Below are 13979 nucleotides of genomic sequence, written 5' to 3'. Positions count from 1 at the left end.
TGAAAACTCCTTGGCGAAAATGTAATTCAATTAAATCTACCCATCATTAATTGAATGTCGTTATTTCACTTAGAATGCTTACCCAATGCCCTTCTGTCTAATCTACTTGTTGTCACAATTGATACCAAAATTAGAATAAAAAATAATTTATAGTGTGACATCGATCACCACGACAAAAAGTCAAAAAAATATTGTTTATAATAATCATTATGTTACATGATAAATCACCACCATTGCCGGTTGATATAAAAGATAAAACACCGTTATTTTTTTTGAACGGTATCACACTATTGTCACCTGAGATTGCCAAAAAATTTTTTTTAACATAGGTTTACTGGAAAAGCATTTACCGAGACACTCATTGGGATCATGTATGCTCAATATGAATCAACTGCGCTGTTTTGTGACGGTAGCGACGGAATTGAATTTCCGTCGGGCAGCTCATACTCTTAATATGAGTCAACCACCGTTAACGCGTCAGATTCAGTTACTGGAATATCAGTTAAATGTCAAACTTATCGATCGCAGTACACGCTCGGTCTCATTAACCGCGGCGGGGAAAATTTTTTATCGGGAGGCAAGTAAATTATTAGAGCACATCCACCAAGTAGAACAAATTACCAAAAGAATCGCCAACGGTGAGGAGGGTTCGGTTTCATTGGGGTTTGTCGCCAATGCATTTTATCAATATTTACCCCGAACTCTGGCTATGCTCAGAGATGAGCATCCCTACATAAAAATCTCTCTGCTACAGCTCTCAACCTATGATTTGTTAGAGTCAGTCTATTCACAGCAGACTGATTTGGGCATTTCACGTATTGTTCCTACGCGCTCTATTATTGAAAGCCATGTTTGTATTCATGAGCCCTTTATCGCAGCCCTACCTAAAGATCATCCATTGACGTCTCATTCAAAAATAAGACTGGAAGATCTAGAAAATCAATCTGTCATCATGTATTCCGTTTCCTGGAAACCTTTTTATGATTTATTAACTCAGGCTTTTGACCGCGCGGATGTTAAACCCAATTATGTTCTTTACGAAAGCAGTACAGTGAATATTCTTTCATTGGTGAATGTCAACTTCGGCGTGGCCCTTGTGCCACAGAGCGCGTCAACGTTCAAATTGGACAACGTGGTATACCGTGAATTGGACTGCGGTTATCCGTTGGATAATATTTTGTATTTTATTTGGCGAAGGGATAATAACAATGAAGCCTTCCATATGATATTGCAAAAAATTCTCGCGCAGGACGCAAGCTGGCGCTAGGAGGCTCTCCTCTTCGCCTTTACAAATACGCTCTGGCACATGCATACATCATTGTTGAGCTGACGTCAAAACGGAATGTTCAAAGGTTTTTTTACCTGAATCAGAGCTACCCGCGACCCTCTCACGGCTTCCTCTTCTTCCGCTCGGCAGGACTCTATTTTCTGCAGGAGCTTTAAATGGCATAAAACCTGCGTACATTCTCTTGCCCCACGGCACGCTTTACCCTTCATTCAACGTGGGCCTTTATGAATTATAGAATATGTAGCATGTTTTCATTGCCCTCTCGCGTCCCTTCGTCTCATTGCAACCCTACGAGCAAATGGCGCTTCGCCCGGCTATAACGCTTCTCATATCCCAATATTGGCTCTTTAGCCCGTGATCAAGGGCCCGTCACCCATGGGATTCATTGGCATGACTCCTGGCTATCACAGGGTAAATTTGGACATATTTCAGCCTATTCAAATGCGCCAGAGGAATGCGCCAAAAGAGCACTCTGGCACTGCTTCACCCATCGCCGTTTACCTGCGTATTTAACGAATCAACATCAGGGGTTTCTATGCCATCAACATCTTTTAATCGCGGGCTGATGTTAGCCGCCGTCGTGACCGGCGCTTTTGCCACGGCGCCTGCCGCAGAGGCCGCGGCCGACACCTGTGATAAGACCTATACTCAGGAAGTGTTAAAAGGTGTTGATCTTCATCTCAAAGCCGGTGAGGTCCATGCGCTGCTGGGGCCGAACGGGGCGGCAAAATCCACGCTGCTGGGCTGTGTCAGCGGCGCGATAACGCCGGATTCCGGCGAAATGATTATCGGTAAACATCTCTGGCACAGCTTCACGCCGAAATCGGCATTTGAGACAGGAACAGCCATCATTTACCAGCATTTTCAGCTGATTGGCTCACTCACCATTAGCGACAACATTTTTCTGGGTAACGAAATGGGCCCACGGTAGGCCATCAGGCTTTGTATTTTTCCCTCTTTGATTTCGGGCACCATCCGGTCATACTACGCCCCCCAAATACTATTAAAGCAAATTAAAATCTCTTGCCTCCGCATTAGAATATGTCCAAAATTATGTCCATACCATTTGGTCATATATAAAATAATGTTTTCTCAACAAATTATTAGCGTATGGATTCAGGTCCAGTTAGAGGAGCCAAAATTCTGGAAAAGCCCGCTTCAGGGAACTGAGCCGGGCTTTTTGTTTTTTTGTTTGGGAACAGGCGGAATATTTTCCAGCTTATCGTTTCGGCTCGACAGTCTGGTGGCCGGCATTCCCGGCGTAGCGGCCGTAATTTTCACGCCGTTCGTTCGTGCGCGTGACAGGGCATGCTTGCCGTCTTGCTCATTCCTCGCTATCAGGAAACATACATCCGCCATTGCGGACCAGCGCTTTCACCTCTTCGCTCACCTGCGTGGGGTTTTGGCTTAATCGAGCAACCCACTCCTTGCTGCGCCGCACGTACGACTCCGAATCGTGCTTCGCGCTCCAAATGACTATGTTAAGCACGATGGGAATGAGGTCCAGGCCTTTCTCGGTCAGAGTGTAGAAGTCCCTGCGCCTGTCGTCGGGGCTGGGCGCCCTCGAGAGAATCCCTTGCTCCTCAAGAAAGGCAAGGCGGGAAGCCAGGATGTTGGTCGCGATTCCCTCTTCCGATTTCAGGAACTCGCCATACGTCTTCTTGCCGGCAAAAACGATGTCGCGAATGATCAAGAGCGACCACCGGTCGCCGAAGATCTCCACGCCGTAGTTTACTGCGCAGTGGGACCGAACTTCTTTACTCGTCGTTTTCATGGCTAAATCTTAACATCGCTTGCATGACGCAAGCAAACTCCATTGTTTACTTGCTTATTAAAAGTAATATCACTTGTTTATTGCAAGTGATCTGGTTAGCATGGCTTAGATGTTGAGCACAGCCGTAGCACCACTTTTTCGCACCACATCGCTCACAAGGAGCACTCACATGCACGTATTTGTTACTGGTGGAACAGGCCATTCCGGTCCGTACATCATCTCCGAGCTCGCCGCCGCCGGCCACGAGGTCACCGCCCTGGCCCGGTCCGATACGGCCGCGGCGGCGGTGTCCGCGCTCGGCGCGGAGGTGCGTCGCGGCAGCCTCGAGGATCTCGACGGGCTCAAGGCGGCGGCGGCGGCGTCCGACGGCGTCATCCACGTCGCGCACAGGCAAGACCTGCTTCCCTCCGGCGGGATTAACGCCGTGGCGGCCGCTGAGCTCCAGATCATGCTCGCGTACGGCGAGGCGCTGGCGGGAACCGGAAAGGCGCTGGTCGTGTCGGGGAGCATTGGCTCGCCCGGGTGGGAAAACCTGGGCCGGCCGGCCACCGAGGAGGACCCGCCTCTTCCCGGCGGCGATGCGTACAAGGGTACCCTGCGGGTTCGTAACGTCGTAGAAACCACCGTAATCGGCCTCGCCGAGCAGGGCGTGCGGTCTTCAATCGTGCGGATCCCTACCATCATGCACAGCACGACCGATAATGCCGGCTTCATCCCGCTGCTGATCGGGCTCGCGAAGGAAAAGGGCGTCGTCGGCTACCCCGGAGACGGCGAGAACCGATGGTCCGCCGTGCACAGCCGCGACCTCGCCTCCTTATTCCGCCTGGCGCTGGAGAAGGGCCCAGCCGGCAGAAATTGGCACGCGGTCGGCGACGAGGGCGTCTCGTTCCGCGAGATCGCCGAGGCCATTGGCAACCGCCTGAATCTGCCGGCCGTGAGCATTCCCGCGGACGTACTGATGCTGCCGGGATACTTTGGTTTCCTCGCGAATTTGGTCACGCTGGATGTCCCGGCGTCCAACGCCATCACGCGCCAGGTCCTCGGCTGGGAACCCGCTCAGCCCGGGCTGCTCGCCGATTTGGACAACGGCCATTACTTCCCTGCCGGCTGATGGGCAGACGCAGGCAATACCCCAACTCACGAGGAAACCGCACATGAGCACTATCAGTATCATCGGTTCAGGAGGCATGGCCGCGGCGATCGCGGGTCGTACCGTCAAGGCCGGACACCGCGTCGAGGTGGTCAGCCGCGACCCCGCCAAGGCGCGGGCGTTGGCCGACCGGCTTGCAGCCGGAGCGACCCCAGGGAGGTACGGCGCCGCGCCGGCGGGCGACATCGTCATCCTTGCCGTGCCGTACAGCAGTGCGGCGTCGGTGGTGGCGGATTACGGGGACGCGCTTGTCGGCAAGGTGATCATCGACATCACCAACCCGGTTGCCGCCGACCTCTCGGGCCTCGTCACCCCCCACGGCAGTTCCGGTGCGCAGGAGATCGCCAAGGGCGCCCCCGCCGGCGCGCATGTCGTGAAGGCGTTCAATACCCTCTTCGGCCACGTACTTGCCCGGGGTGGACGCCTCGACGCGTTTATCGCAGCCGACGATCCGGAAGCCAAGGCACACGTCTCGACCTTCATCGCGAGTCTCGGGCTGCGTCCGTTCGATGTCGGCGGCCTGTATATGGCCCAGACGCTCGAGGCGCTCGGTCTGATGATGATTGGCCTGGCCAAAAACGGCGCCGGCACCTGGGATATCGCCTTGAACGTCGATATCGGCTGAATCACCGGCGGGTCCACAACGTATCTGATTAGATTGGACACAATCACATGTAAGGGAAATGGAGAAATTTCGATAAGCGCACAAGAAAATGTCCAGATTGTGAAGGATGCATTTGCGGCAGCGCCAAGCCCGCCTCCGCATCGAGGCGCTGGCAGAACGCCTCAAGTCGCAGTGCCTCAGGATCGATGCCGTTGAGTGTGCATTGCCGATCAGGCTATACGGCACATTATGTTCTGCCGCAGGGCCATGACTCGTCGGCACTCATTTTGCGGCGCGGCGCATCAATCGGGTCTAAAGAGAGCGGTTTTAATGTTGGCCTGATCTGTCAAATGGCATAAATCATGCATCAATTTACTTACCGCCAGGCAATGTTCATCCTTCTCGTGATTATCAAATTATAATATAGAATGTATGGCATGTTTTATCGGTCTAACATTCATCGTTCCCGCGGTGCCAACACAAATCAATCCACGCTTCACGTTGCATCCACGCTCCGTATACCGGCGTTATCGCTATTTGACGCGCCATTATTCCCCGCCATCCCACAGGATCCACTGGTCAGTAGCCTGAATGATGCGCGTTTAATTTGAACATATTTCGATCTATTTACATGCTACACATTCTATGTTACTTTTATTTGAGAAGGTAGTGTCGAACAAAAATTCGTCGAAGGAATGAGCCAAAAGAGCGCACCTGCACTGCTTCACCCATCCTCGTTCACTTGCTTATATAACGAACCAACATCAGAGGTTTTCAATGCAATCAACACATTTTTATCGCGGGCTGACGTTAGCGACCGCCGTCGTGACGACGACTTTTGCCATGACATCCGCCGCCGAGGCTGCGGCCAAAACCTGTGAAAAGACCTATACCATCGGTTTTAGCCATCCGGTCGGCGAGTCGCAATTCGCCATCGCACTGAAAAAGAAAGTCGTGAAAGCCGGCGAGAAAAATGGCTGCGTTAAGGTCCTGTTGGATAACACGCAACAAAGCAATCTCGAATCACAGCGCGCCACCATTGAAAGTTGGGTGACCCGCCGCGTAAATGCCATTGTGGTGTTGCCGGTGGAAGGCACCGCACTGAACGGCCTGCGTAAACAGGCACAACAGCAAGGTACCAAATGGCTGACTTATGCCGGTCACAGCGACAACGCCGATGGATCAGTGGGTTTTGACAACGTTCAGAGCGGCAGATTGGTAGGCGAAGACGCGCTGGCCTGGGTCAAGCAACGCTACCCGAATGGCGGGATCACCGCGGCGGTCACCACCTTAACGCCCCTGACCGGATTCGCCGGACGCTGGGATCAACCTTTGGCGCTATTTGATAAAGCCGGTTTAAAAGTGGTGTCCAAACAGGATTGCGCCACTCAGGCCTGCGGTTTGCAGATTGCGGAAGATGCACTGCGTCAGCATCCGGATTTGCGCGTGTTTATCGGTATTAACGATGATGCGGCACTGGGCGCGCTGCGCGCGTTTACCAATGCGGGCATCAAACCGGCCGATGTCTATATCGCCGGCCAGGACGGCACGGTGGAAGGGCTGGAAGCGGTGAAAAAAGGCGGTGCATACCGCGCTTCCGCCGCCATCCTGCTTGACGATTTGGCGCAATCGATTATCGATAACTCTATTGCCGCCATTACCGGAAAAGGCCGTAAAGATTACGAAACTTCCGTTGAGCTGGGCACGTTGAAAAATCCGCAGCGGCTTGATGCGCTGATTGCCCAGTATAAGGATTAAGCCATGAGCATCGACCTCGCCGCCGGCGGTTTGCAGATAAAAAATCTGCGTAAATCCTTCGCTTCCCACGAAGTGTTGAAAGGCGTGGATCTTCATCTCAAAGCCGGTGAGGTCCATGCGCTGCTGGGGCCAAACGGGGCGGGGAAATCCACGCTGCTGGGCTGTGTCAGCGGAGCGATAACGCCGGATTCCGGCGAAATGATTATCGGTAAACATGTCTGGCACAGCTTTACGCCAAAATCGGCATTTGAGGCGGGAACAGCCATCATTTATCAGCATTTTCAGCTGATTGGTTCACTCACCATAAGCGACAACATTTTTCTGGGTAACGAAATGCGCTCCGCGTTGGGAACCATCCGGTTCCGCGCGCAAAAACAGCGCAGCATTGAAATCCTCGAATCGCTGGGAGTGGATCTCGACCCCTCGCGACTGGTGGAAAGCCTGAGCGTGGGCGAGCAGCAGATTATCGAGATTGCCCGCGCCCTGCTTAAAGAGCCCTCGGTGCTGATTCTCGATGAACCCACCGCGGCGCTGAGCGAAAACGAAGTCACCGCCCTGCTGGAACTGGTGCGCCGCTTGGCCCAGGATCACGGTTTGACGGTGATTTATGTCACTCACCTGCTGCGTGAGGTGCTTGAAGTGGCCGACTCGGCCACGGTGCTGCGCGACGGTAGCGTGCTGTGGACACGCAGCATCGATCAGCTCACCTTGAGCGATCTGGTTCATGCCATTTCTCCCGAAAGCGAACCGCAGGGCGCACGCCAAACCCGTACCCATGGACAGCCTTTTATCCGGCTCGAAAACTATATGTCAAGCTGGACCGGACCGGTGGATCTCAGCCTGCACGACGGCGAAATCGTCGGTATTTTCGGCCTGCTTGGGTCCGGACGCACCGATCTGCTTGAGGGTTTGGCGGGAGTGCGACGCAGCAAAGGTCAGTTGCTGATGCACGGCAAACCGATCAATCTGAAAAATCCGCTGCTCGCGAGGCGCAGCGGCGTGGCGCTGGTGGCCTCAGACCGCAAGGAACAGTCGCTGTTCAGCGGGATGAGCGCACAGGAAAACCTGCTGCTGCCGCATTTCCCGGCCATGTCCCATCCGTGGCGCTCACTCGCCATTGAAGCTGAAACCTTTGAGAAGACCGCAAAAATGGTGGGCTTAGTCCCTGCGGAACCCACCCGCGATGCTGAAACGTTCTCCGGCGGTAACGCGCAAAAACTGATGGTGGGCCGCTGGATGACCGGTATTGATGCCACTCATCTGCTGTTGCTGGACGAACCCACTCAGGGCGTTGACGTCGGCGCGCGACAGGATCTGTATCAACTGATCCGCGCGTATGCCGCTTTAAAGGATCGCGCCGTGTTCTTTGCTTCCAGTGACGCCGAAGAGATTGTGGCGCTGGCGGACAGGGTCATCGTGCTGGTTGACGGACAGGTCAGCGAAATCGTGTCACCCGACGTGGGCGAAGAAGCATTGATCACCCTTGCCCATGGCTAAGCCCTGTGTCCCAGGGTAACAATCGGCCCATTTCCGGCCCTGGTTTGTATCGTTTTTACCCCTTTTGAATAGACAGGAACAACGTTATGTCGACCACCACCAATCAGCCCCGCCGCCCTCTGGCGACCTCTGTGGCTTCCGGCAGTCCGATGAATTTTAAATCACTGGCGCTGCTGGCGACCAAATGGATTCTGCCGGTGGCAACCGTAGCCCTGATGATCTTTTTTTCTACCCAAAGCGACGTCTTTTTCACGCTGGGCAACCTGCTGGCCGTGGCCACCCAAAACGCCCCGACCTTTATCGTCGCTTCCGTGTTCGCCATGCTGATGATGGCTGGGTATGTTGACCTTTCGGTTGGGTCGGTGCTGGCGCTGGTGGGCGTTACCGCAGGATTGACAATCAACGCCTGGGGCCTGTTCCCCGGCATCTTAGTCGGGCTGGCGGTCGGCACCGCCGCCGGTGCGCTGAACGGTTTCTTGATCGGCATGCTTAATTTCTCGCCGATTGTGGTTACCCTTGGCGGACTGGCCGCCGCGCGCGGTTTGGCTCAGTACCTCGGTCAAGGCTCCATCTATGGCTTTCCCGACGCCTTCGCCAATTTTGGGTCCGGTTCAACCTTTGGCCTGCCTAATCTGGTGATCGCCGCCGCCGTCATCGGCCTCTTCAGCGTGATAGCCACGACCCGTTTTCCCATCGGTCGGCAAATTATCGCGATTGGCGTGAATCCCCGTGCCGCGTTCCTGATTGGAATCCGCGTCAAAAAGATTGTCACCGCGCTTTATACCCTGACCGGCACAGCCGTGGGCATCGCCGGACTGCTGCAAATCGCCCGACTGGACAGTGCGCCGTCCGGCACGCTGGGAGACGGCTTCGAGGTGATCATCCTCACCGCCGTACTGCTCGGCGGTATCCCTTTCACCGGCGGTAAAGGCAGCATCTGGCGGGTGCTGGTGGGAGTGTGGCTGATTGGCGTGCTGCGTAACGGGCTGATCCTGCTGGATATCGGCACCGAGCTGAGCGGCATTATCACTGGGGGCGTACTGGTGATGGCCGCCGCGCTGGAAGCGGTGCGTTTCTACATCCATAAATCTCGTTAAGGAGTGAATATGTATCTTATCGGTTATCTCTCCTCCCTGAGCTGTCGCGCCGGAGAAAGCATTGACGTGATGGCAAGCAGTAGCGTCGAGGACGTGCAACTGAGTCTGGTTCGCCTGTTGCATGGCGATGAAAATCCGGTCGGTCCCGGATTTGTCTATGAAGAAATCAGCGAGTTCGCGCCGCTGGCGTTAAAGGTCAAAGAGTACGATACGCCGATAGGTTCCTACGCGATAAGCCAGCGCGCCTTATCGTTGGGACAGTCTATTGAAGTCACATTTTCCCTCTGGCCCACCCTGCCGCGTCGTCATGAATTCCAGGGCATCTTCAGCCTGCCGGAAGCCGGTGTGTGTGTTGGATTGTCTACCGCCGGCTGCCTTACACTGTCGCAGCATGGAACGTCGGTGCTGGCGATGGAACAGCCGCTACCGTCACATCAGTGGTTCAACATCACTCTGCGTATCAACCCGCGGGGCAGCGAATTGACTGTCGATTTTCACACTGAAGGTAAAACGGCGCTACACCCCCTGGCTTCGATAAAAGGCGACGGCATCCCTCTTGGTGGTCAAAGTCAGGTGCTGCTGGCAACCGGATGGCTCGAGAAAATTGACAATCAGCTCTTTCCCCGTCAGCCCTATAACGGCAAAATCGCCGCGCCGAAAATATACAGCGATGGTGCGTTGATAGCCCAGTGGGCATTTGAGCAACAGATGAGTTTACAGACGGTTCCCGATATCAGCGGCAGTGGAATCCCGCTGGCGCTGATTAATGCGCCGACCCGTGCCATGACCGGACCCGGCTGGACTAATCAGTATCACTCCTGGCAACAGGCGCCGGAGCAATACAACAGCATCCACTTTCACGATGATGACTTAAGCGATGCCTGCTGGCCGGTGGCGGCGAACGTGACCCTTCCCGCCACCTTGAACAGCGGTGTCTATGCCATTAGACTGCGCGCCGGGGGTCTGGCTGACGACTATATTCCGCTGGCGCTAAGGCCCGCCATTAATGCCGAACCCGCAAAAATCGCGCTGATTCTGGCAACCTATACCTATCTGGCCTACGCCAATGAGCACCTTACCGAAGGCGATTTCGAGCAAGGCAGTGAAATTCCGGTGCAAACCGGCAGTTGGGAAGATTTGGTGGCTATCCATCAGGAATGGGGGAAAAGTCATTACGACCTGCATAACGACGGCTCCGGCGTGGCCTATTCCAGCTTTCTGCGGCCGATCCCGAACTTTCGCCCTACCTACCGGTTTTGGGGATTCGGCGCGCCGCGTCGTTTCTCGGCCGACCTGTATATCGTCTGGTTCCTGCATCAGCAGGGGCTGGCGTTCGATATTTTGACCGAGCACGATCTTAATCAGGAATGGCGGGACGTGTTAAAGCCCTATCAGACGGTGTTAACCGGCACCCATCCCGAGTATTACAGCGGTGAGATGCTGGATGCTTATGAAAACCACGTCGGGGAGGGTGGCGCGCTGATGTATCTCGGCGGCGACGGTTTCTACTGGGTCACCACTCAGTTTGCCGATATGCCGCACGTGGTGGAGGTCAGAAAATCAGAAGGATTACGCCATTGGGACGCTTGCCCCGGTGAACGTTATCACGCGGGTACCGGCGAGCTGGGCGGGATTTGGCGTACACGCGGTCGCAGCGCCAACAAGCTGTTTGGCGTCGGCATGGGCGCGCACGGCTGGGATAACAACGCGCCCGGCTATCGACGGAGTCCGCAATCCTATAACGCTGATTTAGCGTGGGTTTTTGACGGAATCGACGAGGACGTGATCGGCGGCTTCGGCCTTATCATGAACGGTACCAGCGGAGATGAAATCGACCGCACCGATAAACGCTGGGGCACGCCGGCCAATACCCTGGTCCTGGCCTCCTCGGAGCAGCACAGCGAATGGTATGTGCCGGTGCCGGAAGATGTGACCACGGTATCTAACCGTTTGAATGGGCTGTATAATCGCAATGTGCGTTCGGATATGGTATTAATCGAGCATCCCGGCGGAGGAGCGGTCTTCTCGGTCGGCTCAATCATTTTTGCCGGCGCGCTGCCGGTCAATAACGGCGATAATAATGTGGCGCGACTGTTGTCCAATTTGGTGCGAAATTTTACTGCGCGCACGAAATAATTTCGCTATTAACCATGACTCTTAACCAAGAATAGTGGCCACTGTGATGGCCATTTATTATTTTTTTATTGAGGCCCTGAGATGAATGGGCATGTGCTCGATACACCTGGCTTTGCACTCGGTGCCGCCGATCAAAAAAGTTCTGCGCTGTGGCGTAGTACCATCGGCAACAGTTTTACCCAACCGCAATTTCTGACGTTAACCGGGCTTTATCACAGTCCCGGCGTGGGCCATTACGATCTGGCCGACCGCATCGGTATTGACCGGGCAACCATCGGGCCGATCCTCAAACGACTGATGGAACAGGGTCTGGTTGAGCGCACCAAAGACAGCAATGACTCGCGGCGCGCCATCCTGAGTTTACATCCCGACGCGCTGAAAATACTCGAGGATATGGTGCCGATGGTGCAGCAAATCAGCCTGGAATTAATGTCTCCGCTTAGTCGTTCCGAACAGGCGGCGGTGGTGCTGAGCTGGGCAACTCTCGGCCAGGGCCTGGCGCTTAAACCTGCTTATCACCGCGTGCGTGAAAACAGCCTTAGCCCGTCGATCCCCCCGCTCGCCCACTATCCCTGGTTTTTCCTGCGCCTGGCCTGCCGCCAGTATCGACAAATCTGGCGCGATTTCTGCGGTGACAGCCTGAGCGCCGCGCAGTTTGTGCTGATGGATATCGTGGCCCGCCAGCCGGGAATCGATATTCGCAGCAGCGCGTTGAAAGGCTCTATCGAAGAAAGCAACGCGGTCAGAACCGTGATGCGGCTTGTACGCACCCGCTTGATGCGTGATCCCCGCGATCCGCTGGATGCCCGTCGTTCCCTGCTGTCCCTGACGCCTTTCGGGCAGCAGCAATATCAGGAGATTAATCAAAAACTCGATGTTATTCAGGAGGCGCTGTGCCAGGACCTGCCATCGCTGGCGGTTGAGGAGTTTCTGCGCCTGACCCAACTGGTTGCCCGTCTGACTGACCATTCTGTTGATTGAGAATCCGCTAAAGAGTGCCGTCAAAACGCTCTTCTGATAGACCCGTTAAATGATCCCCGCGGCGCGAAAGGCCGGCAACCTGAACCCTGTTCATACTCCGCGGCAGAAATCTCAGCCAGGCCCGTCGCTGGCGGCCGCCAAAAGCGGCACGATCAGATCGCTTAACGGCGTAGGGATGCCATGAACGCGGCCGTATCGCTGCACAACCCCGTTCCGGCAGTCCCATTCCAGGGGCTGGCCGGCTTGTCGGTCGGCGAGGATGGAGGTGCCCAGGTCGGCCGGGGATTGATGAAATTTATCGACGATCTCTTGGGCTACTTCGTCCCCCAGCGTCGCGCCCTCCGCACGGGCAACCGCAAGACATTCCCGCAGGTAGGCCAGAGACAGCTCGGTGATGTCGGTTCGGGTGAACATGCCGGAACGGCGACCGGTCAGCACCATTAGACCCGCCACCGCGTTCTGCAGCAGCTTGCGCCACGCAACGGACGTGAAATCCTCCGCGACGTCCACCGAGCATCGGGTGTCGCGTAACGCCGCGAGCACCACGCCGGTGGCCGGCGTGTCCGGCAAGGTGAGACGCGCTTTGGCGCGCAGCCATACCGAGTCCGGTTCCCGTTGAGCGGGAAACCACACCACCGAGGGCAGCACCGTGCCACCGGACACGTACGGCGCGACGAGCGCTTTTTGCTCAACGCCGTTTTGCAGCACGCAGACAACCGTCTCGGCGCTGCACAAGGCGGAAAGCCACGGTGCCGCCGCCTCCACCTGTGTCGACTTGACCGCGAGGAAAACCAGGTCGAACGGGTTCTTAATTTCGGCCGGATCAGTACGCACCGGTCCCGGTACGACGACGCTACCGCTGTCGTCGCGCAGCACCAGGCGCTCGTGCGCCGTGCGGCCGCAAATCGTCGGCGTGCGGCCCACTTCATGAAGGGCCGCCGCAATGGTGGTGCCGATGGCCCCCGGACCAATGAGGGCGACGGTTGGATTTTCAGACATCTTCATCATTTTTTATCCTGTCCTGATTGTCATTTACTGCCCTGACAGCCGTGGGGCTGCGGCCAGCCTTCTTCACTCAATAGCTTTTCACAATAGCAGATCACTTGATGGTTACTCAGCCCGAGTTAAGGCGCTGATCCACGCGGCCGTCAGCCGATGATGATCGTGCCGATGGCTATCACCGCGCACGCCAGCATCTTTCGGACCGTCAGCGTCTCGCCCAGGAAAAGATAACCGATCAACGCCGCAAACAGCACGCTGGTTTCCCGCAATGCCGATACCGCGCCCATGGGTGCGCCGGACATGGCGTAGATGATGATGCCATAGGCCAGCAGAGAGACCAGGCCGCCGATGAAGGCCGTGATAAATCCGGGACGAACAGTGAATAAACTGCTCGCGCCGCGCAGGCCGATGTATACCGGCGGCATCAAGACGCCCCACAAGGCGCACATCCATACCGTGTATGCCGTCGGGGCGCCGGACAGGCGCACGCCGATGCCGTCTGTCACGCTATATGCGGCGATGAAACAGCCGGTCCCCAGGGCAAACGGCAGGCTTGGAACCGCAAGCCTGCGCCCTGTGAAAGCCAGAGAAATAATACCGCCCGACACCAGAGCAATGCCAAGCAGAGCGCCCTCTCCTATCCTCTCCCCGGCGAAAACCGATGCCGCGAGGGTGATCAATATGGGAGAGGA

12 protein-coding genes are annotated in these 13979 nt (G+C 55.7%); 9 read left to right on the top strand and 3 right to left on the bottom strand.

Features of this window, described 5'->3' with window-relative positions:
- The first annotated feature begins 373 nt into the window (after window positions 1-373).
- Entirely contained in the window at window positions 374-1267 is an 894-nt protein-coding gene (locus HB631_RS15660; protein ID WP_213992109.1) for a LysR family transcriptional regulator, read from the top strand.
- A 556-nt stretch (window positions 1268-1823) separates the two neighbouring features.
- A complete protein-coding gene (locus tag HB631_RS15655; protein WP_213992108.1) occupies window positions 1824-2219 on the top strand; it encodes an ATP-binding cassette domain-containing protein in 396 nt (131 codons plus the stop codon).
- 393 nt (window positions 2220-2612) lie between these two features.
- On the opposite strand, the gene HB631_RS15650 is transcribed toward HB631_RS15655, so the two are convergent.
- On the bottom strand, window positions 2613-3062 hold the full coding sequence (locus HB631_RS15650) for a helix-turn-helix domain-containing protein (protein WP_213992107.1): 450 nt from the start codon (window positions 3060-3062) through the stop codon (window positions 2613-2615).
- 169 nt (window positions 3063-3231) lie between these two features.
- Here HB631_RS15650 and HB631_RS15645 point away from each other — a divergent pair, with 169 nt between their 5' ends.
- The 7 genes from HB631_RS15645 to HB631_RS15615 all read left to right on the top strand — a co-directional run bounded on the left by HB631_RS15645 (window position 3232) and on the right by HB631_RS15615 (window position 12285).
- Window positions 3232-4173, top strand: a complete 942-nt coding sequence (locus HB631_RS15645) for an SDR family oxidoreductase (RefSeq protein ID WP_213992106.1) — start codon at window positions 3232-3234, stop codon at window positions 4171-4173.
- Window positions 4174-4216: 43 nt separating this feature from the next.
- Window positions 4217-4837 carry an NAD(P)-binding domain-containing protein gene (locus HB631_RS15640; RefSeq protein ID WP_213992105.1) on the top strand — a complete coding sequence of 207 codons (621 nt, stop codon included), beginning with the start codon at window positions 4217-4219 and terminating at the stop codon, window positions 4835-4837.
- Between the two features lie 756 nt (window positions 4838-5593).
- The gene (locus HB631_RS15635; RefSeq protein WP_213992104.1) at window positions 5594-6574 is read left to right on the top strand and encodes a sugar ABC transporter substrate-binding protein; all 981 of its coding nucleotides are present in this window, start codon (window positions 5594-5596) and stop codon (window positions 6572-6574) included.
- Window positions 6575-6577: 3 nt separating this feature from the next.
- A complete protein-coding gene (locus HB631_RS15630; protein ID WP_213992103.1) occupies window positions 6578-8071 on the top strand; it encodes a sugar ABC transporter ATP-binding protein in 1494 nt (497 codons plus the stop codon).
- 86 nt (window positions 8072-8157) lie between these two features.
- On the top strand, window positions 8158-9168 hold the full coding sequence (locus tag HB631_RS15625) for an ABC transporter permease (RefSeq protein ID WP_213992102.1): 1011 nt from the start codon (window positions 8158-8160) through the stop codon (window positions 9166-9168).
- A 9-nt stretch (window positions 9169-9177) separates the two neighbouring features.
- Complete coding sequence (locus tag HB631_RS15620; RefSeq protein WP_213992101.1) at window positions 9178-11304, top strand: N,N-dimethylformamidase beta subunit family domain-containing protein; 2127 nt, start codon at window positions 9178-9180, stop codon at window positions 11302-11304.
- A 93-nt stretch (window positions 11305-11397) separates the two neighbouring features.
- Complete coding sequence (locus HB631_RS15615; RefSeq protein ID WP_213992100.1) at window positions 11398-12285, top strand: MarR family transcriptional regulator; 888 nt, start codon at window positions 11398-11400, stop codon at window positions 12283-12285.
- Between the two features lie 111 nt (window positions 12286-12396).
- On the opposite strand, the gene HB631_RS15610 is transcribed toward HB631_RS15615, so the two are convergent.
- Both HB631_RS15610 and HB631_RS15605 read right to left on the bottom strand, forming a co-directional pair.
- On the bottom strand, window positions 12397-13284 hold the full coding sequence (locus HB631_RS15610) for an oxidoreductase (protein ID WP_213992267.1): 888 nt from the start codon (window positions 13282-13284) through the stop codon (window positions 12397-12399).
- A gap of 149 nt (window positions 13285-13433) precedes the next feature.
- Window positions 13434-13979, bottom strand: a 546-nt coding sequence (locus tag HB631_RS15605) for a DMT family transporter (RefSeq protein WP_213992099.1), incomplete at its 5' end; no start/stop codon positions are given.

This window comes from Sodalis sp. dw_96 (assembly GCF_018449575.1).
Taxonomy (GTDB): Bacteria; Pseudomonadota; Gammaproteobacteria; order Enterobacterales; family Enterobacteriaceae; genus Acerihabitans.
The sequence above is the reverse complement of the archived record's forward strand: the minus strand, read 5'-3'. Positions and strand labels throughout refer to the sequence as shown.